Genomic DNA, 23353 nt, shown 5'->3' with positions numbered 1-23353 from the left:
GCTTTTAGAAAGAAAAAAACAAATAACGTTTGTAGTATAGAGTTACGCTTTTTACCAAAGCAAAGTTACATAACGCAAAACATTATAGTGCATTTTTGTGAGATAAGAAATAAGTAGCAATACTTTATATTTAAAATATCTGTGACTTATTTCTTTTTTGGCTTCTTCTTCATGGAAACTTTGAAATCATCCACAGTACCATGCAATTTTAAATTCAAGTATTTTACTTTCTTGTTAGGATCAACTTCTATAATTTCATCTTCTTCTGTTTTATTTCCACTATTTTTTTTGTTTTTAAACAGTTTATACCAAACAGCTTTCCTAACAGTTTTCCAAGGAATTCTAATATAATATTCAATATTGTTATTCAAATCTTGTGTTCCAGACAATTCCATATGTCCTAATGTAGATTCAATCGTCATATTAGGGATATTTATGCGTCCGTTATTTATATCAATATGATTTTGAATGGTATCAAACTTGATATTATTCAGGTTTTTATCTCCCATATAACTAGACAATAATTTCATAGGTTCATAATTCAATAATTTCCCATTAAGAACTTTTACATCCATATGAACTTCAGATTGATCTAAATCTGGTACTAAATCAGGATATACTCTAATTTTTCCATTTATAGTAGTAGAAACATGTCCTTTTAAATTATCTGAAACCAAATGATCTTGTCCGAAATTTTCAAACTTAAATAAGAACTTATCCAAATCAATATTAGTAGCTTTTATATTAGGTTTCATATAAATTTTCTTCGGATTACTACCGTTAAAATAACCTGACATTTTTAAATTTCCACCAGCCGCATTCATGTGTAAAGTATCTACATAAATGTAATGGTTTTGAGTTGTACGTAAACTTGCTTTTATATCTTCTAAATGAATTCTTTGATACATAAAATAATCTACATCAACATCAAATTTCATATCTGTAAATGGTAGTTCATACAAATTAAAAGCATCTGCATGTGCTGCAACATCTGCTGTTTTTGATTTTATAGTTATGGTCGCTTTCTCTGATGTTTCATCAGGAGGAAATAGTTGGTCATAATCAACATAATTTGCCTTGAAACTAAGGTAATTGTCTCTTTTTCTAATTTCCTCATTATCTCCTAAATAATAGTTCAAGCCAATATTAAAAGAAGTTCTACCAATTTTACCTATAAAATCTTTTACTACAAGATGATCATCTTCATAATGGAAATCACCCGTAAATCGTTCAAATCGTAATGGATGTACATGCATTTTAGTGTTTAGCTTGTCCAATTCTAAATCTATAGAATGTAATTTAGATGCTTTATAATGCATGCTAGAATTTACATGTAATGCCAATTTTTCAAATTCTTCATGTCTATATTCTTCAGGAACATAATTTTCACCTTGATAAGAGAAAATGTCTTCCAATCGCAATAAATCAGAAGTTAAAGTAATATCTAAATCCACATCACCATTCAATTCTTTTTGCAGCCAAAAACCATAGTTATGTGCAAGTCCGTTAAAATGGAAATCAGAATCATCGATAAAACCTGTAAAATCTTTGATTCTAAGATCTTCATCATCGATTAATACATCTACATGAAAATCGTGTAATTTATGAGGATAATGTTTTAATTGTGCATTTAAACTATCTACAAAAAACTCTCCTTTAGGTAAATATTTACTTTCAGTAAAAGCCTTTGCTGAGGATTTAAATGAAAATCCAGCAGTTAAATCTTTAATTTGCTCATCGATACCAGTTTTTACACTATCAGTAGCAGAAAATTGTGTAAGTTCAGCAATATCTAACAGCTTCGATTGAATATCTAAATGAGTAACGACTAATGTATCTGTATGATGAACAATAGCAGGAAGATCTGATACATATCCAATTACTGAAATATCTGATTTTCCTAAAAGCATATCAAACTCATTAATTGTCGCTTTTTTTCCATTCATTACGATATGTGCATTCAGCTTTTTTAATGGTGCAGGAAGATCTTCGGAAGTTAAACTTAGGCTATCAATTTTTAACTCACTATAATACGCTTGATTCAATTTACTGAGCGCTTGTTCTGGATTATCAAGATCTACAATATCATGAAAATTCATTTTTAATGAAACCTTTCCTGATGTAATATCTGCTTGATTTAAATTCAAGAAATCCGTTACAAATTCAAGATTGAAATCTGCATTCAATCGCATATCTATTTCTGGTTCATCAAAATTATTGATCACAACATTTCCTAAAAATTTTCCTTTTCCAAGTTTGGCGGTCATATCTTCTAATGAAAATGTTGTTGTACGAGAACTTCGTTCATTTCCATTTGTAAAATGTCCTTTAAAGCCAATGTTTTTGACTCGCTTACCTTTGTTAGGATTTTCTAAAAAAGCTTCACTTACACCAAAATTAACATCAAAAAAAGGAACTTGCTGATTTAATGTAGGTCCTTTAACTATTGCATTAAAATAGATTTTTCCTGCATTTTTATAACGTTCTAAAACTGGGATAAGATCCTCTGGAGCAAAAGCGATAAGCATATCAAAATTTGGCTTCGCTCCTTTTATTTTAAAATCAAGATCAAAATCGTTTTTGGTATCTACTATTCCTTCTAACTCAAAATCACCATGTTCCATAGTAACTCCAGAAGGTTCGATAGTAAGTAATCCGGTATTTTTATCAAGACTAATATCTGTATGAAGATCAAAGTGTTTGTGTTTTACATACGTAGTGTCACCATTACTAATTAAATTCATTTCAAACTTCGTATCAATATGTCCTGAAATAACTTCATTATCAATATTGAAACCACCATCTGCATCGTAAATAAATGTTTCTAAGTCTGTGTTTTGACCTTCGTCTTTTTTATGGATATCTAAATTATGTAATTTAACTTTTTGAAGTTTAAAATCTATTGGCTCATCACTTTTTGTTTCATCAAAAGATTTTAATGCATTTAAAAGATTTAGACTTTTATCTTTATGAATTACAATATCAAAAAAACCTTCTTCTACTGTTAATGATTTAATGGTATAATCTCCTTTTAAAATATCCCATAAATTAAATCCTACGTAGATGTCTTTAACATCCAGAATAACAGGTGAATTATCCTTTTTAGTTTCATTTATTTTTAGATCGTCTACTTTAAAAGAAATATTTGGAAAATTATTAAAAAGTGATAAATGTGTTTCTCCTATAGTTATAAAACCTTTATGGGTTTTGTTAAGATCAGCGATATGATCTTTGATAATACTGTTATGTTTTGTATTGATATATATTACCGTAGCACTCAGTAATAATAATGGTAAAAGTATTACACAAGCAATAAATCGCAACCAAAATTTTCTTTTTTTAAAGACTTTAAATTTCATAATACTTATGATTATAACAGTAGTATAAGCTTTTTGTTAAATATTAAAACTAAAAATAATAACTAAAATTTTATTCAGCCATTTTTTAACTTTTTCTAAATAATCTTTTTGAATATTTGTGGTAAATCGTATTTGATATTTTAGCGTCATTCCGAATTTATTTCGGAATCTCATAATTTTAATAAATTAGGGTTTATGATGAGAACCTGAAACAAGTTCAGGTTGACGTTTGTTTATTATTATATATTATGAATAAGCATTATAATATTCAAGATATTGAAAATATTACTAGAAAAATTCTTAAAAAAGTTAAAGCTATAAAGTATGCATTGTCCTTCCCTCCTACGTTGATCTGGATTATTAAACAACATATATTCTCACTCTCTTCTTTTTTAAACGAGAATTATTCAGTTTTTCAGCTAAGTCATTAGCAATAGTTAACGGAACAGAAATAAAAGCACAGTCTTGTTTTAATTCTATAACACCTAATTGATCTTTATTTAAATTTCCTTGTTTAAAGAAAAGTCCAGCAATATCTCCTTTTGATATTTTATCTTTTCGTCCACCTGAAATAAATAAAGTTGTCCAAAATTGAGGTTTCCACACAGCTTTTTTAGAAATATCTATAGCTTCTGTTTTCTTTATGAATTCTGGTAAAAATTCTTTTTCCGATTGCAATACATAAGCTACACCTTCAGCATTTACTCTTGCCGTTCTACCATTTCTATGCGTAAACTCCTCAATTGCTCTAGGAAGTTCGTAATGAATAATAAATTTCAGTTCTGGAATATCGATACCTCTGGCAGCCAAATCAGTAGCAACTAATAATTGAGAAGTTCCGTTTCTAAATTTAATTAAAGAACGTTCACGATCTCTTTGCTCCATTCCTCCGGAAAAACAAGTATGACTAATCTTACTTTTCTTTAAAATATCACTAACCTTAGCAATACTATCTTTAAAGTTAAAAAAGATAATTCCTGGTTTATTTCCTATGTGTAATAGCAAATCAACCAAGGTTTGTGTTTTGTCTTCTTTATTAGAAATAACTGTTTTTATCTCTAATTTTGAAGCTTTTTTATGTTGCAAGTAATTAATGATCTCAGGTTTATCTAAACCTACAAAATCAGGAATTTCAACACCTTGAGTAGCAGAAGTTAGTATTCGTTTATTGAGATTAGGAATTTGATTTATAATTCCTCTCATTTCATACTCAAACCCAACCTCTAAAGATTTATCAAACTCATCTAAAACTATGGTTTTTATACTATCCTTAGGAAAACGATCACTACTAAAATGATCTGCAATTCTTCCTGGTGTTCCTATTAAAATAGCGGGTAAATGTTTTAATTCAGCTTTATCTTTAGCCATTGGTCTTCCTCCATAAACAGCATTTATTTTAAATCCAGATCCCATATTTCTAGCTACTTGCTCTATTTGTATGGCTAATTCACGTGAAGGCACTAAAACCAAAGCTTGGATCTCTGAATTATTAGGATCTAACGTTTTTAGTAATGGTAATAAAAAAGCCAATGTTTTCCCTGTTCCTGTTGGAGAAAGTAGAATCGTGTTTGTTGCTTTTTCAATAACAGTTACAGCTTCTTTTTGCATTGGATTTAACTCATTGATATTCAATTTAGCTAAAATATCCTGTTGATTTTTAATGCTACTAGCCATAACTATTTTTTATTTTTTTGAGAATCTTGTTTCAATTTGTTTGTATTCACTTCAGCTAAATGATGTGCTAAAATCTTTTCCACTAATTCATCTTTAGTTAAATGATGAAAAACTGTTTTTACCTTTTCTTTAAAATTTTCTGAAACTGTTCTATTCGGTTTCGTTTTAAATATTTTCTTCGCCCATAACAGCGTATTGTTTTCTTCTATACTTTGCGCATCTGCTTTTTTAAACTGACGAAAAGTAATCCCTAATTCTTCTTCAAAATCAGGAATTTCTTCTATTTCTTCTTCTTGTATAACACTCAACGAAAGACCCTTTGCTCCTGCTCTTGCCGTTCGTCCACTTCTATGTACATATGCTTCATAAGTATCTGGTAAATGATAATTTACAACGTAAGAAACATCTTTTACATCAATACCACGAGCTGCTAAATCAGTAGCTACTAAAATATCAATATGACCAGCTCTAAATTGTTCCATTATTCGATCACGAATTCCTTGTGTTAAACTTCCATGAATTGCACCTGAAGAGAATTTATTAATGGCTAATTTTTTCGCTAATTTATTTACTGCTGCTTTAGTTTTACAAAAAATAATACCTCTTTCTCCTTCTTTTGAAGCTAAAAAATGTAATAATACTTCTAACTTTTCTATCGGTTTTACAACTACATATTGATGTTTTATTCCCTGATGACCAACAGTTTTCATGTCTGCTTCAATTTGAACTACATCTTTAGACATATAATTGTTCACTAACTGTTTTATAGCTCCAGATAATGTTGCCGTAAATAATAAAGTTCTTCTTTTTTTAGGAATCTCTTTAATAATACTATCTAAACCATCTTTTAAAGCACTTACCATTTCATCAGCTTCATCTAAAATAAAATAAGAGATGTTTTTGATATCAATTGCTTCACGTTTTACTAAATCTGCTAAACGTCCTGGTGTAGCGACAACAATATGTGTTTCAGTTTTTAATCGTTCAATTTGTGGTTTTATAGGAATTCCTCCGCAAATAGCAGCTATAGATATTGAAGAATCATGAGATGAAAAAGCAGTTAAATTTGCATGAATTTGTTGACCTAATTCTCTTGTTGGAGCCAAAATTACTGCTTGAATATTAGGATTATTCGTATCTATTAACTGTAATAATGGTAATCCAAAAGCAGCGGTTTTACCTGTTCCTGTTTTTGCTAATGCAACTACATCTTGATTTTTAGTCAAGATAATAGGAATCGTTTTTTCTTGTATATCTGTTGGTACAGAAATTTTTAAGTTAGTTAAACTCTGTTGAAATTCAGGATGCATTCCTAAATCGGTAAACCTTTTTGACATGAAAGTATTTTTTGCAAAGGTAAGTAGTGTGATCTTAGTAATAGGAGTTTATAAAGAATAACTTGAAACTGACATATAAATATAATTATAGGCATAAAACATAACACGAATACTATGTTATGTTTTATGCCTACGAAAAATAATATGGCTTGTTTCTGTCGTTGACTTTAGATTAGATTTACATCTGCTATAATTTCTAACACAGCTGTTTTAGGCTGTTTATAGAACTCTTCCATTACAGTTTGTAAATCTTCTTGTTTTTCAACACGTTTTCCTCAAGCACCACATGATACTGCGAATTCAGAAAAGTTAGGATTTGATAGCGTAGTTTTCCATACATCAAATTCTCCTGCGCGTTGTTCTTTAGATATTTTACCAAGTTCATGATTATTAATTACAATAACTTTTACGGGCATATTGTATTTAACTAGCGTTGTTATTTCAGCTAAATATTGACATAAACCTCCATCACCCGCTACTGCAACTACAGGTCTAGAATCCCCTACTGCAGTCCAAGCTCCTATAGAAGCTGGTAAAGCAAATCCAATTGAACCCAAATAACCAGACATTAAAAAATCTTGATTCTTAGGTTCAAAATAACGACCAAAAGAATACGCATTATTACCAACATCTACGCACATCACTGCATTTTCAGGTGTTAATTTATTCATAGTTTCAAAAATGGCAATAGAACTAATACCATTATTTGAAGTTTCTAATAATCTTTTTTGTTTTTCTGCTTTCCAAATAGACCAACGCTTTGCTATTTCATTTCGTTGATCATGTGTATTTATTTGTCCCTCTAATTCGGTATTAAAAATAGCTAAGGTTCTTGAAATTTCTCCCCAAACTGCAACTTCTATTTTATGGAATTTGCTTAATGCTAAAGGATCGAAATCAATTTGAATAATCGGTTTTTTAGGGGTAATTCCAGTGTGATTTGAAAAAGAAGCACCAAATACAATTAATAAATCTGATTCGTTCATAAACCAAGATGCAATAGGAGTTCCACTTCTACCTAAAACACCACATCCGAGCTCATGATCATCAGAAATTAACCCTTTTCCTTTAAAAGTGGTAACCACAGCTGCATTTAAACTTTCAGCAAATTTTACAACTGCTTGTTTATGTTCTCTAGCACCATGCCCCATAATAATTACAGGACGTTTTGCTTTTTTAATTAATGCTACAGCATCATTAACAGCTGATATTGGAGGAGCAATTTGCACCGATGTAATTCGCTTATCTGGTGTTTTGGCTTTACTATTCGTTTTTGTAGGTAACTCTTGTACTTCGTCAGGAAATGTTAAATGAGAAACATCTCTTTTTAAAATAGCATGTTTTATAGCTAACGACATAAGTTCTGCATGTTGACTATCGCTTTGAACACGTTGATTAAACTCGGCGACTGTATTAAATCCTTGTACTAAATCTACTTCTTGAAAATTACCAGTACCTACAACTTGAGTTTTAACCTGTCCAGTTAGAGCTAAAATTGGTGCTCTATCTACTTTTGCGTCCCAAAGACCTGTGTACATATTAGTTGCTCCTGGACCTGCAATAGAAAAACAAGCAGCTGGTTTCCCCGTTAACTTACCATATGCAGAGGCTGCAAAAGCTGCAGTTCCTTCATGTCTTATGCCATAAAAGTTTAGGTTTCCTTTGTTTTCTTGTCTTCTCATGGCATCTGCTAAACCAAGGTTGGAATGACCTACCATTCCAAAAATTTTAGTAACTCCCCAATTAATCATAGTTTCTACCATAACATCAGAAATTGTAGTTGTATGCGAGGCCTCTTCTTCTAAACCAACAAAAATAGCATTGTCTTCCTCTTTAATAGGAAATGTTTCAATTCCATCATCATGCCCTCCTGGCGAATTTCCAGTACAAGGATCAAAATCCCAACCATGCCAAGGGCAACGTAACATTCCATTTTCAATAGAACCTTCTCCTAAAGGACCTCCTTGATGTGGACAACGATTATCTAAAGCAGAAAATTTTCCTTTATAATGTGTTAAACAAATTCCTTTATGATTTGCTGTAACAGTTTTTACTCTACCTTCAGGTAATTCATTTTTATTACCTAAAATTTTGTGCCAAACGATATTTTTTTCTGCCATTTTAATATGTAGATTTTTTAAATTGTTCTTGTCTTATTTTTACGGCTCTTAATGAATATGTGATTAGATATCCCAAAGAAATGAATATGCTTATAACACCAATAAGCATAATTATGACTCCGAATGTATTTGAAAAACTGTAAAAGTTTTGAATACCAGAGATAATCCCTGAGGTTACCATTGCACCAGCGCCAATATATAAGCCTACCAAACCTTTGTTTAATAATTTGAGTTGCCTAAGTTTACGATTACTAATTTCATCATCACAAGAATCTAATTTCAAACGATCAGAAATCTCGTTACTTAAGGCTATTAACTGATTTGAAGTAGATAAAATTAATAAGCCTATTCCTGGTAATATTGTAATAGGTAAATACCAATTGTCCATTATTTTTCTAAATTTAGGCCTGCATAATTGATTCCTGTTAGTTTATGCATATCTGTATCATAAGTTGATAAATCGTTATGATTAAATTTAGAAATATCATCATATCCACAAGCTCTAGCAATTACTTTAATGAGGCTATTAGTAGCCTCAAAATAGTTATGTAATTGTTTGGCAGAAGAGTCTATAATTATTCTGCTACGTAATGATTCTTTTTGAGTTGCAATACCAACTGGACAATTATTTGAACCACAAGCACGCATACCAAGACATCCAATAGCTTGTAATGCAGCGTTTGAAACAGCAATGGCATCTGCTCCAAGCATCATAGCCTTAGCAAAATCTTCAGCAACACGTAAACCGCCAGTAATAATTAATGTAATATGTGATGCTCCAACCTTATCTAAATATTTTCTGGCTCTTGCTAAAGCAGGAATTGTTGGTACATTAATATGGTCTCTTAATATTGTAGGAGCTGAACCTGTTCCTCCTCCTCTACCATCTAAAATAATGTAATCAACATCACAATCTATAGCAAATTGGATATCAGCTTCTATATGGCTAGCAGCAATTTTAAATCCAATAGGAATTCCTCCAGTTCGTTCACGAACTTTATTGCTGAAATCTTTATAATCTTGAACAGTATGAAAATTAGGATTTGCTGCTGGAGATATTGCAGTTTCCCCCTCTTTAAGTCCACGAACTTTTGCTATTTCTTTAGTTACTTTGCTACCAGGAAGATGCCCTCCAGTACCAGTTTTTGCACCTTGACCGGCTTTAAAATGAAATGCTTGTACATTGTCTAATTTTTCCCAAGAAAAACCAAATTGAGCAGAAGCCAATTCATAAAAATATTTCGAATTGTTTTCTTGTTCTTCAGGAAGTACGCCACCTTCACCAGAACAAATTCCTGTTCCTGCTAATTCTGCTCCTTTACTTAAAGATATTTTTGCTTCTCGTGACAATGCCCCAAAACTCATATCACTAACAAATAAAGGAATATCTAATTCTAAAGGTTTTTTGGCATTAGGTCCAATTACCACTTTTGTATTTACATTTTCATAATCCAATAATGGTCTTGTTGCTAATTGTGCTGGAAGAAACTGAATATCATTCCATTTAGGTAATGTATTTCTATCAACTCCCATAGAGGCTGAGAAACCATGGTGGCCAATGTTTTTTAAACCGTTTTTAGCTAGCTCTTTAATATAACCTGTGTATGGCTCTGAATCTTCAGGATGTGTATCTGCATACTCACCTAAATATTCATCACGATTAAAAGGTTGTGGATGATTAACTTCAAAAGCTATAATTTCATTTTCATCAACATAAACACTATCACCTTCAATATATTCTTGAAATTTATGTAATACTTCTTTATTATTGTATTCAGAAACTCCGGTATCTACTCTATAATCCCAACCATGAACTCCACAAATTAAATTATGTCCATCTACATAACCATCAGACATTAAAGCTCCTCTGTGTAAACACCTACCATACAAAATAGAAATTCCTGTTTTATGCTTTGTAATAACTAAGTCTGTGTTTTTTACTAAAGCATGTTCTGGCTTGTTTTCTTTAAGCTTTGATAATCTGGCTACTTCTATTTTTAGCATTGGAATATTGTTTTGATTAATAAGTAATTAAGATAAGAAAAAGACAGTTAAGAATTAACTGCCTTATTTATTGTTTTAAGCGTGATAGTAACGCTCATTAATAATTTTACCATCTTTCCATTGCGAACGAACCGCTTGCTCAAACCTATGAGAAACACCGTCATTTGTTTTAAATTCCATTACAACTTCATAAAAAGTTGTGTCATCTTTTACAGCAGGACCACTAATAACATTGTAACCGCCAAATTCAACAACAGTACTTAATAATTTTTCTTCTTCAGCAATACAAAAATCTTTTCCAACTTTAGGCGGATTATTTCCTTCAAAAAGTTGTACGTCATCTGCTAAATAATCAGTCATTGCTTTGATAAATTGACCTTTAGCTAATAAAGCTAAAACGTCATTCACTCTTCCTAAGATTTCATTTTCTTGATTTGATAAACTCATTTTTCTTAATTTATAATTTATTGTTGTTATATTAATTTTCTCTTCATTGAGAGCAACAAAAATAAATGAGTCAATTACGGCAAAAGATTTACATTTAACCTAATTTAATGTATATTCTTCCTTAAATCAAATCTAGATAGGATATTTTAATCAAGAATAATTTAACCTTGTTTTTTGTAATTGGTAGGGGAAACACCAACATGATTTTTAAAAAACTTTGAAAAATGTGATGCTTCAGAAAACCCTAGAATAAAAGCAATTTCTTTTGAAGATTTTTCAGAGAATTGAAGTAATCTTTTAGCTTCCAATATTAAACGTTCATTAATAATTTGTAAAGGCTTTTTGTCATTATATTTAGCAAATAAGTTAGATAATGTTTTTGGTGTTTTATTTAATAATAATGCATATTCAGAAACTTTATGCTTTTCTTTAAAATGTGCTTCAACCAGTAGATTATATTGCCTAATTACGTCTATTTTAGATTGAGTCATATCAGGTTCTATAATAGTTTTCTTCAATAATCTAACCGATTTTATTAAAAGTCTTTTAAGTAATACTCTTAACATCTCACCTTGAATATGGTCTTTAGTTTCAAACTCTTCTTCGAGAATCATGAACAAAGATTCGAAACTTTTAATTTCTTTTTCAGATAATGAAACAGTCGCTGGAACTGATGATCCTAAAAACAAAAAACCATTACAAGATACTTCATGATCATGATCTCTAATACAATAAAATTCTCTTTCGAAAACTAAAGATATAGCGCCTTGAATATAAGGTTCTAATTGAATTATATTGAAGGGAGTACAAAATAAGACATTGTTTTTTTTAAGTAACATAGAGTAGCCATCAATACCAATTTTAATATCTTGATCTTTAGCCCAAATTATTTTATAAAAACTTCCTAAACCCAAACGATTTTCAAAAGAAGCGCAATTGAAATCGGTTAAAATAAACCTTCCATTATCTGGATATCCACTGTATGTGTAATTCATTCATATCTAAATTTCAGCATATCAATTAAAATTTGATATAGCGATATTATATAAGAGAATAAAGTTTTAAAATTTTCTTTTCTCTGAAACAAATTTAAATAGCGTAAAAGGATTTAGTATAAATTAGTGTAGTTAAAAAGTTGTTAATCTAGTAGTATAACCTGAAATCTAATAATTTACATAACTTGTAGTGTTTTTGGTGTAGTTTTTCTACAACTTCAAACATATCATCATCTTCATTAAACAAATTAAAGAATACTTTATCGAGATTTGCGCTAGATATTCCATTGAATTCGTATCCGTAACCTGAAATCGCTTTAGCTCCAGTAATATCTAAAAAATATTGAGCTTCTTCTTCATCTAGATCAAGTACTTTAGCATTAGAAAAATGTAATATTTTATCGTTAAGTCTTCCTTCAAAAATCTCAGCAATTTCTTGTAAACTATAATAATAATCGTTTAAACAAATACTATTGGCTTCGCCAGTCATAACTAGATAAATGATTTCATAATTCTTGAAATTATGATCATCTAAAACTAATGCGTTCAAACTATTTTCTAGATCTTCTATGGTATCACAAGTTTTATGAATACTAGTAATTCCATAATCCATTGTTAATTCTTCTAACTTTTTTTGAGTGTCAGTAACAATGTCAATTTCTACGTCATTTACACCTTCCAAACAGAATATAAAATAATCTGTTTCTATAAATTGTTTTTGAACTAATTCTCGTTTTTTTTCTAACAAGTTTGAGGATTTAAAATACAATTACAAAAATAAATATCTCTTGGAAGAAATGTTTTTAATATGTATCACAAAAAATTATACTGATAAATTAACTTATAAGAAAGATTGATAAGTTGTCAAAAAACTCTAATTTCTGAGAATTTAGTATACAGTATAAATGATCGTGAATTTTTAAATACGCGATTCTCAGCGATTGTAAATTTTTACTAAATTCTAGTCAATTTTGTATTACTGTAAATAAAATAAACATTATTGTGTAAGCCTTGAGAAATATGTTTAGAATAAATAAAAAGCCTCTTGTTTAATTTTACAAGAGGCTTTCTAGGTTTACAACTAAACCGTGGGGGACTAAAAAACTAGATTTTGATCTAATCTATTGAAATATTGTCAATTAAATTTAACACTAAATAAGAGAAATAAAAAACAAAATTTAAATTTAGTATCAGAAAAAGTGATTTTCCTATCAAAAACGATTTTTTTGTTTCATTAAAAACATACAAACTTAAACAAGTTACTGAAAATAAGTATTTTAAATACTTATATTAGATTGATTTTTGAATTCTTCATAGAGTTTCGGATAATTATCTTGAAATGTTTTTTTGATAAAATCTAAAGGAACATCTTCAAAACTTCCGTAATCTTCAAGGTAAGTCATAAACTTTTGATCTTTATTATTAAACTCTTGAAATACTGAATCTTCACTTCCATTAAAATCTAAAACATCTACTTGAAATTTATCGCATAACTCTTTATTAAATGCAGGAGAACATTTAACCCAATTTCCATTGTAAAAAACCTCAGTAAGTCCGTGTGGAGCAATTTCATTACTACCAAGCTTTTCAATTAATTTCTCAATAGCTATATGATTAGAAACTTTTGCCAAACGTAATCTAGCAGGAATATTTAAAGCTCTTAAACAGGTGATGTATAAAATAGATTTATCAACGCAATGTCCATCTTTTTTCTTGGCTATTGTACTTGCTTTAAAATGATTAGCTGTGAGTCCGATATTATAAGCATTGTAACGCCAATTGTCTCTAACAAAAAGATATAATTGTTCTATTTTCTCTTGTTCTGTATTTAAATAACGAAAATTTTCAACGACGTCTTGAATTACAGGATTATCATAATCTAAATAAAAAGATGATTGCAAATATGTGTTTTCCATAGATTCTTAAAAGTAAAAAAATGTAAGTATGGAAACAAAAAAAAGTCTCTCAATAATTTTATGTATTCGAGAGACTTTCTAATCTTCATGCGAAGATCCGGGGGAAAGAAAGCATGATGTAAATATAAGAAAATAAACAAGTTACCTTTATAGGTAAAACACCCTTTCTATTAATGCTTTTTAGAAATTAATTATTAATAATTAAGGAGTTAACAGTATACTTTATTAATTACAATTATTATTATCAAACTAAAAAATTTATAAGGGAATTAACACTATTCTTCCAGTAAATTTTATTGAAATTTTGAAGTGAAGTTAGGCCACAAAAGCCTACGATAAAATAACGTAGGCTTTTTGATCAAATAATCATGTTTTTCCCCCAACGATCATTGATCTATATATAAATATTGTTTATTCTAATTTTGTAAAAAAAGTTGAGCAAACATAATGAAAAAACTTACAAATAGTATATAGTTAGCTCATATACAGTGTTTTTCCTGTTTTTAACTAAAACCTATCAAAAAAACAGGTTTTATTCAACTTTAATGTGGTAATCTATCTTTCAATAAACCATAGCAATAAGTTCCAACTATAGCAGATAAAACGACTATAATTATAGGAGTAAATCCAGCTCCAAGTAAAACAAATATTGGTCCAGGACACGCTCCTGCTAACGCCCAACCTAAACCAAAAACGAAACCACCATATAAGTATCGTTTTATACTTTTTTCTTTAGCTTTTATTTCTATTTTTTTTCCATAAAATGAATTTATATCTAATCGTTTAATTAATTGAACAATTATAATTCCTAAAGTTACAGCTGTACCTATAATTCCATACATGTGAAACGATTCGAATCGAAACATTTCATAAATTCTAAACCAAGAAGCTGCTTCTGATTTAAATAGTGTTATTCCAAATAAAACACCAACTAAAAAGTAAAATACTATTCTCATTTTTAAAATATTAAAGGAAATAAAATGTGAATCATAAATAACCCACCTAAGAAGAAACCAATAACAGCAATTAAAGAAGGAAACTGTAAATTACTTAATCCAGATATTGCATGACCAGATGTACATCCGCCTGCATATCTTGCACCAAAACCAACTAAAAACCCTCCAATAACTAAGATTAAAACCGATTTAAAATTTGATAAAGCACTAATTCCGAATAGTTCTTCTGGTAAAAAGCTTTTACCTGCATTTCTAAATCCTAATGCATTTAAATGTTGAATGGTTTCAGTGTTGATGTTTGCTGAAGTACTGATACTTAAAAAATTGTACGCAATATATCCGCCAACTATAACTCCGAAAACAACAATTAAATTCCATTTTTGTGCTTTCCAATCGAAACTGAAAAAAGAAACCTTCTTCCCTGCTCCACAAATCGTACATAAAGTTCTTAGGTTAGAAGACATTCCTAATTTCTTATCTAACATAAGAAGTAAAAACATCACGAATGCGATCATAAAGCCTGAAAAATACCAAGGCCAAGATTGTAATATAAACTCCATATTTTTGTATTGAAGTCACAAATAAAATCATCTAAATTGGTACTGAAAGTAACTTTGGTTACACTAGTTATTTTACTAGAAAATTTAACTTTATAAAAGTAAAAAAGGTAGCCGTAACAATAGATTACAACTACCTTCTTCCAAGCTTCCTTGGGACGATTTAATTTTTTATTTTACAAGTGCTTATACCTATAAGTCTATATAATGGACAAAAACTTACAAAACTTGTCAATAAAAACACAAAAGCTACAGTAATTAGAATATAACTTAGTATTCCTGTAATAATTCCTTGTGAATATAATACTCCCACAACTACTGCAATTGCAATTCTAAAAATGCGGTCGAAACCACTCATATTTTTTTTCATTTTGATATCTATTTAAAACAACAAGTTTTGTTACAAACTCATTTGTAATTCATATTCTATATCAAAAATATTGTAGTTAAATTCGGTATACAGTGACAAATGTCACAAGTGAATTTTATTCAGAAGTTAAAGTGATTTTACCTTGGCCTAGTTTTATTAGCCCTTCTATTTCTAGTTTTTTTAATAACCTAGAAATTACTTCTCTAGAAGAACCTAAATCGTAAGCAATTTGCTGGTGTGTTTTATGTAAAACTTTAGTGTTTTTTAATGATGCTTCTTTTGTCAAATAAGATAGCAAGCGTACATTTTTTGTAGAAAAAGTTAATACTTCGATGATATCAAGTAGTTCATCAAATTTTAAACTAAAAAGATCATAGATGAATTCATTCCATTTTGGAAACTTTTTAGCGATTTCTAGCGCTTTATTTGCAGGAATTAAAACCATTGTAGAATCTTGTTCTAAAACAGCTTTAACATGACTTTTTTGTTGTTTTATAAGCGTTGTAACAGACATTACACAGCTTTCACCTGGCTTAATGTAATATAAAAGTACTTCATTTCCATTAACAGATTCTTCTTTAAAAACTTTTACTAAACCTGAAGTTAATAAAGGAATAACCTTTACATATTCTCCTTGTCTTAAAATAGTAGTGCCTTTTTCTATAGTTACGATACTGCTAATTTTAGCAAGCTCTTCTCTGAGAGCTTGCATATTAGCTAGTTTTGGAAAGTAAGTATTTAAAGCTTCTGTAATCAAAATAACTTAACTCATTCTTCCGTTAGCACAACTGATAAATGATTTTACTTTTCTTGAAATAGAATTTGGATCATTTTCTTCCGGATAACCTAATGTGTATAATGTTTTTTTAACCATTTCAACATCACTTTCATTTGAATAATTAAAGCTTACTGTTGAATTATCTACATCTACTTCTACCTCAGAAATAGCTTCTAACTGAGATACTTTTTTAACGATTGTATTTGAACAACCAGAGCATTTTAAATTCTGTATTATGATAGTACTTTTCATGTTGGATATTTTTAAGATTGCTACAGTGTAGAAGGACAAACATAAGCTGTCACTTGCATTTCTGTAGCCGTTATAGCTTTGAAACCTCCAGCGATATCAATAAAATTATGAATTCCTCTGCTTTTTAATATTGATGCTGCTATTACACTTCTGTAACCTCCAGCACAATGGATGTAAAAGGTTTCTTTCTGTGGAAAATCATTCAGAAAATCATTAATATAATCTAAAGGAGTATTCTTAGCTTCTTTGACATGTTGTGATAAAAATTCTGATGATTTTCGTACATCAAAAATACGCATTTCTGCTGTATTTTCCTTGTTATTTAACGTTGAAGCTTCTACAGAACTAATAGTATCGTATTCTTTACTTTCGTGTTTCCAAGATTCAAAACTTCCTTCTAAATAACCTAAAACATTATCAAAACCAACTCTTGATAATCGTTCAATAGCTTCTTCTTCTCTTCCATTTGGCGTAACTAACAAAATTGGCTGATTTACATCTACAATTAATGCCCCAACCCAAGGTGCAAATCCTCCATCTAAGCCAATAAATATTGAACGAGGAATATGTCCTTTTACAAAATCATTTTGATGGCGAACATCTAAAATTAAAGCCTCATTTTTATTCGCAACTATTTCAAAATCATTCGGATGTAAAGCTTTAGTACTTCGTTTTAAAATTGTTGGAAAATCTTCATAACCTTCTTTATTCATTTTTACATTTGCTGGAAAATATTTTGGTGGTGGTAATAATCCATCAGTAACTTCTTTAATAAACTCTTCTCTAGTCATATCTTCTCGAAGTGCGTAATTCGTTGCTTTTTGATTTCCAAGTGTATCTACAGTTTCTTTGCTTAAATTTTTACCGCAAGCTGAACCTGCACCATGAGCTGGATAAACAATGACATTGTTTGCCAAAGGCATTATTTTGTTTCTAAGACTATCGAAAAGGTAACTGGCCAAATCTTCCTGAGTAATGTGTCCTTTTTTCTGAGCTAAATCTGGACGACCAACATCTCCAAGAAATAAAGTGTCCCCGGTAAAAACAGCATGATCTTTACCTTTTTCATCTTTTAAAAGAAAAACCGAACTTTCCATAGTATGACCAGGTGTGTGAAGTACTGTAATTGTAACTTTCCCTAAAGAAAATGTTTGTCCGTCTTCCGCAATAATAGCATCAAAACTAGGATTTGCTAATGGTCCGTAAATAATTGGAGCCTGAGTTTCTTTTGCTAAAGTAACGTGACCACTTACAAAATCAGCATGAAAATGAGTTTCGAAAATATACTTAATTTTTGCGTTATCTTTTTTTGCTCTTTTAAGATACGGATTCACATCTCTGAGTGGATCTATAATTGCTACTTCACCTTCACTTTCAATATAATATGCACCTTGTGCTAAACAACCGGTATAAATTTGCTCTATCTTCATTTTTGTGTTTTTATGAATTAAAATTAACTCGCAATACTTTCTGTTTGCTCTGCTATACTTCTAAATTTTTCTGTTCTATTATGTTTTCCATCGTAAAAATCTTCAGCTTCATGAGATCTTAAAAATAAATTCTCTTTACCTAAAATATCTATAATGCCGCTTTTGAATAAAATATCACGTGTTGGTCCTGTAGTTCCAGAAAACATGACTTTAATGTTCTTTTGTTTTAATTCTTGTATCATTTTATACAGCATATTAGCTGCAGTATTATCGATATAACTAATTGCCTCTGTGTTAATGATAAGTAATTTTAAATGTTTGCCTTTAAGCTTAATTTCTTTTAACAATGCTTTCTTGAAAAATGTAGTATTTCCGAAGAATAATTGTGCATCTATACGTATTCCTAAAACATCTTTTCTAATAGCTACAGATGAATGAAAACGATTTATATTATTATAATAATTCGTTCCTTCTATTCTCGCAATTACAGCGATATGAGGTTTAGAAACTCGATAAACCATAAGTAATAATGAGAAAAGTATGCCTAGAATTATTCCTTGGGTTATTCCTACAGAAATTGTTATCAAAAAAGTGACTAACAATAGTACAAATTCATCTTTTCTCTTCTTAAGAAGTTCTACAGGATATTTAAAATCAATCAAACCAAAAACAGCCACCATAATTATGGCTCCTAAAACAGCATTTGGTAAATAGTGAAAAAGAGAAGTGAAAAATAATAATGTGCTACCAACAATAACTGCACTTACCATAGAAGAAATACCTGTTTTGGCTCCAGCTTGTTCATTTACAGCTGTTCTTGAAAATCCTCCTGTTGTTGGGTACGATTGAAATAAAGATCCAATAATATTTGAAGTTCCTAAAGCTATTAACTCTTGATTAGCATATACTTCATATTCATTCTGCTTCTCTTGTACTGCTTTTGCTACTGAAATAGCTTCCATGAATGCTACTAAAGCTAATGTTATTGCTATTGGAGTTAATTCAGCTACAGTGTGTAAAGAAATATTTGGAATTTTAAAAGCGGGAAGTCCATCTGGAACAACACCTATAATTTTCACATCTGAATGATATAATTCTAATCCGTATACAGTTAAAATACCAAATAAAACCACTAACAATGCTCCTGGTATATTGATGCGATAACGCTTATTTAGCTTTTTTATAAGAAGAATGATGAGTATAGCTATTGTAGCTATGGTAACCGTATAAATATTGATTTCTTTAAACTTTTCAATAACATTGAACAGTAGTTGGTGTACTTTATTATTTCTTGGAATATCAACTCCTAAAACATGTTTTAATTGACTTAAACCAATAATTATAGCTGCTCCTGAGGTAAATCCACTAATCACTGGTTTTGATAAAAAATTAACTAAAAATCCTGCTCTTAACAATCCTAATGAAAGTTGGATTACTCCCATAAACAAAGACAAGAAAATAGCCATTGAAATATATTCTTCTATTCCACTTAATGATAAAGCTGTTAATCCAGAAGCAACAAGTAGTGAATCCATTGCTACGGGTCCAACAGCCAATTGCCTTGAAGTTCCCATTAAGGCATAAATAACTTGCGGAACTAATGCTGCATATAATCCAAAAACAGGTGGTAAACCGGCAATCATTGCATATGCCATTCCTTGAGGAATTAGCATTATTCCTACAGTTAAACCTGCAACAATATCGTTTGTTAAATAGGCTTTTTTATAATTTGGTAGCCAATGAAAAATAGGAAAATAGTTTTTCAACATTTAATATTTTTCATCAAAATTACGTAGCCAATAGAAGTTCTACAGTAACAAAAGTAACATAGAGTTATTTCATCAAAATATAATTTCTGTGTAATTCTAATTTACCAAGATTTTCAAGTTTTTTAAGTAACCTTGAAACTACAACTCGTGATGTATGAAGCTCATAAGCAATTTCTTGATGTGTGTTTTTTATAATTACATCTTCTGAAATTCTAGCTTTTTCTTCAAGATAAAGTAATAAACGTTCATCCATTTTTAAAAAAGCAATAGTATCAATCGTAAATAACATTTCATTCAATCGATTATGATAACTATTAAACATAAAGTTCCTCCAACTTTTATATTTCCCAGACCATTCTTCAATTTTTCTAATAGGAATCATAACCAAAGAAACATCAGTCTCAGCAATAGCTCTAACCTGACTTTTGGTATGTCCTAAACAACATGTTAAAGTCATAGCACAAGTATCTCCTTTTTCTAAGAAATATAGTAAAAGTTCGTCTCCATCATGATCTTGCCTAAGAATTTTAATAACTCCAGATAAAAGCAATGGCATAGAACGAATATATTCTCCTATTTCAAGTATTTTATTTCCTTCAGAGATTTCTTTGTACGTAGCAACTTGATTAATTTCTAATAACAATTCTTCTTCTAAAGTACTACCAAAAAGCTTTTTAAGATCTTGTATCATTTTATTTTTTTCTCATAATTTACAAAAATGTTTATCCATATTATTCTAGATAAACGAAGTGTTAATGGTGTTAGAATAGCAGCTGTGATAATTATAGCTATAAAGCTTTGTATTATTGTTACATCTAAAAACACCTTGCAAATAATAAATGTAGTTACAATAATTGCAACATTTATAGCGTAACTAACATACATAGCACCAAAAAAGAAAGATGGTTCTATAGCGTACTTAAGATTACAATGGCTGCATGTTTCGTTCTGCTTGATTACCTTTTTCGGATTGAAGTTTAATTTATGTGTAAAAAAATCACCTTCGTGACATCTTGGACATTTATGATTTACAATACTATATAATTTTGATCCTTTTTTAAGGAGTTTGAATGCTCTCATACTCAAAAATACATTCGAAAAAAATCTATTTTTGTAACATTAGTTACAGATCTTTATAACTCTAAGAATAACAATGTATTAGTACGGTAATTTCTTGTGAAACTACTACTAAAAGATGAAGTAAAAAGGTTGTAAAATAAAAAAAGCCTGAAAACCAGGCTTTAATTTAGGTTTATTGAAAAATACCCCCCGATAAAGTATAATGTATTTTTCATATAATACCCTTACTTTCTTAACATTACAAATGTAATAAAAAAATATTATAACTGATATAAATTAATTTTATAGTAAAATAAGGTAAACTTATGTTGTTTAGTAATTTAAACTAAAACGCAATTAGATTGTTTTAAGTTTATTACCTGCAGCGATTAAAGTTTCATCAGTTTTAGCAAAGCAAAATCTAAGCATATGTTTATCGGTAGCATCTTTATAAAATACAGAAATTGGTATAGCTGCTACTCCATGTTTTATGGTTAATTCTTTTGCAAAATCAATGTCGTTTTTGGTACTAATTTCTTTGTAATTTACAATTTGAAAATAGGTTCCTTCAGAAGGTAAAACTTCAAATTTGCTATCTTTTAATATATCTTGAAATAATGTTCGCTTACGAGCATACATTTCTGAAACTTTGTCGAAATCTACTACATCTAAATATTCTGAAATTACATGTTGAGCAATACTGTTTACACTGAAAACTAAAAATTGATGTACTTTTTTAATTTCATTCATTATAGTTTTTGGTGCAATTAAGTATCCAACTTTCCAACCTGTTACGTGTAATGATTTTCCAAAAGATGAAGCAATAATAGCTTTATCTCTTAATTTAGGTCTTGTATTTACTGAAATATGAGCATGCTTAAACGATATGTATTCATATACTTCATCACTTAATAAAAGTACTTGGGTATGTTTTTCAAGAATAGTTTCTAAGCTTTCAAAATCACTGTTAGACCATATTTTACCCGTTGGGTTGTGTGGATTATTAACAATAATTAGTTTTGTTTTTGGTGTAATTGCTGCTTCAATACGATTAAAATCAGGAGAATAATCGCCGTTTAGTGAAATTCGAATTGGCTTCCCTCCTGCTACTAAAACCGAAGGTTCATAACTATCGTAACTTGGATCTAAAATTATAACTTCATCTCCTTGATTAACAATCGTATTAATAGCTGTATAAATTCCTTGTGTAGCACCAGTTGTTACAAGTAATTCTTCTTTTGTATTTATAGTTCTTGCGTATCTGTTTTGAGTTAATAAAGCAATTTTTTCAAGTAAAGAAGGTAATCCAACCATTGGTGTGTACTGATGGATATTTTCACTTAATAATCGTTCAGAAATTTCTAATAATCGTTTATCGACAGGAAAGTTTGGAAATCCTTGTGACAAATTAATAGCATTATTTTCATTAGCTAATTGAGACATTACAGAAAAAATACTAGCACTAACGTTTGGTAATTTAGACATAGAAATAATTCGGTTTACACGAAAATACTACATCTAATTATAAAAGGAAATAAAAAAATCTTCACAAATATTATAATGTGAAGATTTTTAGTATGCTAATTTCAAATGATTTTACTCTTTAATCTCTTTTAAATTAGTTATTCTATACAAGTATTTTCCGTCAGATTGTTTACTCATAGTATAGAAAACTTTAAAGTAAACTCCTTCAAAAAATTCTTTCTTTAAATCATATTCTTCTAAAATTTCTATTTCTACAGCTTGAAAATTAATAAGTTCTTTTGTTCCTGTTGCTTCTTCAAAAAATGAAAATCTATAGACACCTTCTTTATAGCCGACATAATGTGCTTCTAATTTATCTTTAATAGGTTTAGATTCTGTTTCTTGAATTTCAGAGATTACTTCTTTACTAGTTTCTTTTATTTCCTTTAATTTAACAACAGTGTAGTTATATTCATTTCCTACTTTATTGATAGAATAAGTTATTTCAAAATTCACACCCTCAAAGAATTCTTGTTTTAAATCAAACTCTTCTAGAATTTCTGGCGCAATTTCATTAAACGTAATTAACTCTTTTTCTCCTGTAGCTTCTTCGATGTAAGAAAAATTATAGCCATTTTTTTTGAATCCAAAATAATAAGCTTCTAACTTTTCTAATTGATTTTGACCGCTAACTGATATTGTTACTGCAGCAAAAATTAATGTAAGAACTGGTTTTAAAATATTTATTTTCATGATTTTCTTTTTATAAAGTTTTACAACTATTTCTTCAATTGATTTAGACATCAATTAAAGTATTTGGTCACATTTTGAATAATAAATATTTTGAAATTGTTGCTAATTTAGAA

Annotated in this window: 21 protein-coding genes; all 21 read right to left on the bottom strand. The window is 29.5% G+C overall.

Translation table 11 applies throughout. From position 1 onward, the window contains the following. Window positions 1-146: 146 nt before the first annotated feature. The 21 genes from Q1A15_RS07175 to Q1A15_RS07075 all read right to left on the bottom strand — a co-directional run bounded on the left by Q1A15_RS07175 (window position 147) and on the right by Q1A15_RS07075 (window position 23291). Entirely contained in the window at window positions 147-3359 is a 3213-nt protein-coding gene (locus Q1A15_RS07175; RefSeq protein ID WP_299621032.1) for an AsmA-like C-terminal region-containing protein, read from the bottom strand. 360 nt (window positions 3360-3719) lie between these two features. Beyond that, window positions 3720-5033, bottom strand: a complete 1314-nt coding sequence (locus Q1A15_RS07170; protein WP_299621029.1) for a DEAD/DEAH box helicase — start codon at window positions 5031-5033, stop codon at window positions 3720-3722. Between the two features lie 2 nt (window positions 5034-5035). After that, the gene (locus Q1A15_RS07165; protein ID WP_299621027.1) at window positions 5036-6370 is read right to left on the bottom strand and encodes a DEAD/DEAH box helicase; all 1335 of its coding nucleotides are present in this window, start codon (window positions 6368-6370) and stop codon (window positions 5036-5038) included. Window positions 6371-6645: 275 nt separating this feature from the next. After that, window positions 6646-8490, bottom strand: coding sequence for a thiamine pyrophosphate-binding protein (locus Q1A15_RS07160; protein WP_299621025.1), 1845 nt, complete (start codon window positions 8488-8490; stop codon window positions 6646-6648). A 1-nt stretch (window position 8491) separates the two neighbouring features. After that, window positions 8492-8878 carry a hypothetical protein gene (locus tag Q1A15_RS07155; protein WP_299621023.1) on the bottom strand — a complete coding sequence of 129 codons (387 nt, stop codon included), beginning with the start codon at window positions 8876-8878 and terminating at the stop codon, window positions 8492-8494. Further along, window positions 8878-10494, bottom strand: coding sequence for a glutamate synthase-related protein (locus Q1A15_RS07150; RefSeq protein WP_299621021.1), 1617 nt, complete (start codon window positions 10492-10494; stop codon window positions 8878-8880). Before Q1A15_RS07150 ends, Q1A15_RS07155 begins: the two co-directional genes overlap by 1 nt. A gap of 75 nt (window positions 10495-10569) precedes the next feature. Beyond that, window positions 10570-10941, bottom strand: a complete 372-nt coding sequence (locus Q1A15_RS07145; protein ID WP_299621019.1) for a hypothetical protein — start codon at window positions 10939-10941, stop codon at window positions 10570-10572. 161 nt (window positions 10942-11102) lie between these two features. Further along, window positions 11103-11936: an AraC family transcriptional regulator gene (locus Q1A15_RS07140; RefSeq protein ID WP_299621016.1), complete on the bottom strand. Its 834-nt coding sequence runs from the start codon at window positions 11934-11936 to the stop codon at window positions 11103-11105. 148 nt (window positions 11937-12084) lie between these two features. Further along, on the bottom strand, window positions 12085-12684 hold the full coding sequence (locus Q1A15_RS07135; protein ID WP_299621013.1) for a DUF6642 family protein: 600 nt from the start codon (window positions 12682-12684) through the stop codon (window positions 12085-12087). A 529-nt stretch (window positions 12685-13213) separates the two neighbouring features. Beyond that, window positions 13214-13852, bottom strand: coding sequence for a transglutaminase family protein (locus tag Q1A15_RS07130; protein WP_299621011.1), 639 nt, complete (start codon window positions 13850-13852; stop codon window positions 13214-13216). Between the two features lie 542 nt (window positions 13853-14394). Continuing rightward, window positions 14395-14808 carry a DUF6691 family protein gene (locus tag Q1A15_RS07125; RefSeq protein WP_299621008.1) on the bottom strand — a complete coding sequence of 138 codons (414 nt, stop codon included), beginning with the start codon at window positions 14806-14808 and terminating at the stop codon, window positions 14395-14397. Window positions 14809-14810: 2 nt separating this feature from the next. Continuing rightward, window positions 14811-15368, bottom strand: a complete 558-nt coding sequence (locus tag Q1A15_RS07120) for a YeeE/YedE thiosulfate transporter family protein (protein WP_299621005.1) — start codon at window positions 15366-15368, stop codon at window positions 14811-14813. Window positions 15369-15528: 160 nt separating this feature from the next. After that, window positions 15529-15735 carry a DUF2892 domain-containing protein gene (locus tag Q1A15_RS07115; RefSeq protein ID WP_299621002.1) on the bottom strand — a complete coding sequence of 69 codons (207 nt, stop codon included), beginning with the start codon at window positions 15733-15735 and terminating at the stop codon, window positions 15529-15531. Window positions 15736-15850: 115 nt separating this feature from the next. Then, window positions 15851-16447 carry a Crp/Fnr family transcriptional regulator gene (locus Q1A15_RS07110; protein ID WP_299620999.1) on the bottom strand — a complete coding sequence of 199 codons (597 nt, stop codon included), beginning with the start codon at window positions 16445-16447 and terminating at the stop codon, window positions 15851-15853. Between the two features lie 51 nt (window positions 16448-16498). Then, window positions 16499-16765, bottom strand: coding sequence for a heavy metal-associated domain-containing protein (locus Q1A15_RS07105; RefSeq protein WP_299620996.1), 267 nt, complete (start codon window positions 16763-16765; stop codon window positions 16499-16501). A gap of 20 nt (window positions 16766-16785) precedes the next feature. Then, window positions 16786-18195 (bottom strand): MBL fold metallo-hydrolase, encoded by a 1410-nt coding sequence (locus tag Q1A15_RS07100; protein WP_299620993.1) that lies wholly within the window; start codon window positions 18193-18195, stop codon window positions 16786-16788. Between the two features lie 23 nt (window positions 18196-18218). Beyond that, window positions 18219-19964 carry a sulfate permease gene (sulP, locus tag Q1A15_RS07095; protein ID WP_299620990.1) on the bottom strand — a complete coding sequence of 582 codons (1746 nt, stop codon included), beginning with the start codon at window positions 19962-19964 and terminating at the stop codon, window positions 18219-18221. 64 nt (window positions 19965-20028) lie between these two features. Next, window positions 20029-20655: a Crp/Fnr family transcriptional regulator gene (locus Q1A15_RS07090; RefSeq protein ID WP_299620988.1), complete on the bottom strand. Its 627-nt coding sequence runs from the start codon at window positions 20653-20655 to the stop codon at window positions 20029-20031. Further along, window positions 20652-21044: a DUF983 domain-containing protein gene (locus tag Q1A15_RS07085; RefSeq protein ID WP_299620985.1), complete on the bottom strand. Its 393-nt coding sequence runs from the start codon at window positions 21042-21044 to the stop codon at window positions 20652-20654. The genes Q1A15_RS07090 and Q1A15_RS07085 overlap by 4 nt, the downstream gene beginning before the upstream one ends. 336 nt (window positions 21045-21380) lie before the next feature. Beyond that, a complete protein-coding gene (locus Q1A15_RS07080) occupies window positions 21381-22508 on the bottom strand; it encodes a methionine aminotransferase (RefSeq protein ID WP_299620982.1) in 1128 nt (375 codons plus the stop codon). A 111-nt stretch (window positions 22509-22619) separates the two neighbouring features. Continuing rightward, window positions 22620-23291 (bottom strand): hypothetical protein, encoded by a 672-nt coding sequence (locus Q1A15_RS07075; RefSeq protein ID WP_299620979.1) that lies wholly within the window; start codon window positions 23289-23291, stop codon window positions 22620-22622. Window positions 23292-23353 lie beyond the last annotated feature (62 nt).

Origin of the sequence: uncultured Tenacibaculum sp., from assembly GCF_947495995.1 — a bacterium.
Classification (GTDB): domain Bacteria; phylum Bacteroidota; class Bacteroidia; order Flavobacteriales; family Flavobacteriaceae; genus Polaribacter.
The sequence above is the reverse complement of the archived record's forward strand: the minus strand, read 5'-3'. Positions and strand labels throughout refer to the sequence as shown.

What these genes read in the sequence shown, in the direction of transcription:
- Q1A15_RS07175 (WP_299621032.1), bottom strand. Translation starts at nt 3,359, where the DNA reads ATGAAATTTAAAGTCTTTAAAAAAAGAAAATTTTGGTTGCGATTTATT.
- Q1A15_RS07170 (WP_299621029.1), bottom strand. Translation starts at nt 5,033, where the DNA reads ATGGCTAGTAGCATTAAAAATCAACAGGATATTTTAGCTAAATTGAAT.
- Q1A15_RS07165 (WP_299621027.1), bottom strand. Translation starts at nt 6,370, where the DNA reads ATGTCAAAAAGGTTTACCGATTTAGGAATGCATCCTGAATTTCAACAG.
- Q1A15_RS07160 (WP_299621025.1), bottom strand. Translation starts at nt 8,490, where the DNA reads ATGGCAGAAAAAAATATCGTTTGGCACAAAATTTTAGGTAATAAAAAT.
- Q1A15_RS07155 (WP_299621023.1), bottom strand. Translation starts at nt 8,878, where the DNA reads ATGGACAATTGGTATTTACCTATTACAATATTACCAGGAATAGGCTTA.
- Q1A15_RS07150 (WP_299621021.1), bottom strand. Translation starts at nt 10,494, where the DNA reads ATGCTAAAAATAGAAGTAGCCAGATTATCAAAGCTTAAAGAAAACAAG.
- Q1A15_RS07145 (WP_299621019.1), bottom strand. Translation starts at nt 10,941, where the DNA reads ATGAGTTTATCAAATCAAGAAAATGAAATCTTAGGAAGAGTGAATGAC.
- Q1A15_RS07140 (WP_299621016.1), bottom strand. Translation starts at nt 11,936, where the DNA reads ATGAATTACACATACAGTGGATATCCAGATAATGGAAGGTTTATTTTA.
- Q1A15_RS07130 (WP_299621011.1), bottom strand. Translation starts at nt 13,852, where the DNA reads ATGGAAAACACATATTTGCAATCATCTTTTTATTTAGATTATGATAAT.
- Q1A15_RS07125 (WP_299621008.1), bottom strand. Translation starts at nt 14,808, where the DNA reads ATGAGAATAGTATTTTACTTTTTAGTTGGTGTTTTATTTGGAATAACA.
- Q1A15_RS07120 (WP_299621005.1), bottom strand. Translation starts at nt 15,368, where the DNA reads ATGGAGTTTATATTACAATCTTGGCCTTGGTATTTTTCAGGCTTTATG.
- Q1A15_RS07115 (WP_299621002.1), bottom strand. Translation starts at nt 15,735, where the DNA reads ATGAAAAAAAATATGAGTGGTTTCGACCGCATTTTTAGAATTGCAATT.
- Q1A15_RS07110 (WP_299620999.1), bottom strand. Translation starts at nt 16,447, where the DNA reads ATGCAAGCTCTCAGAGAAGAGCTTGCTAAAATTAGCAGTATCGTAACT.
- Q1A15_RS07105 (WP_299620996.1), bottom strand. Translation starts at nt 16,765, where the DNA reads ATGAAAAGTACTATCATAATACAGAATTTAAAATGCTCTGGTTGTTCA.
- Q1A15_RS07100 (WP_299620993.1), bottom strand. Translation starts at nt 18,195, where the DNA reads ATGAAGATAGAGCAAATTTATACCGGTTGTTTAGCACAAGGTGCATAT.
- sulP (WP_299620990.1), bottom strand. Translation starts at nt 19,964, where the DNA reads ATGTTGAAAAACTATTTTCCTATTTTTCATTGGCTACCAAATTATAAA.
- Q1A15_RS07090 (WP_299620988.1), bottom strand. Translation starts at nt 20,655, where the DNA reads ATGATACAAGATCTTAAAAAGCTTTTTGGTAGTACTTTAGAAGAAGAA.
- Q1A15_RS07085 (WP_299620985.1), bottom strand. Translation starts at nt 21,044, where the DNA reads ATGAGAGCATTCAAACTCCTTAAAAAAGGATCAAAATTATATAGTATT.
- Q1A15_RS07080 (WP_299620982.1), bottom strand. Translation starts at nt 22,508, where the DNA reads ATGTCTAAATTACCAAACGTTAGTGCTAGTATTTTTTCTGTAATGTCT.
- Q1A15_RS07075 (WP_299620979.1), bottom strand. Translation starts at nt 23,291, where the DNA reads ATGTCTAAATCAATTGAAGAAATAGTTGTAAAACTTTATAAAAAGAAA.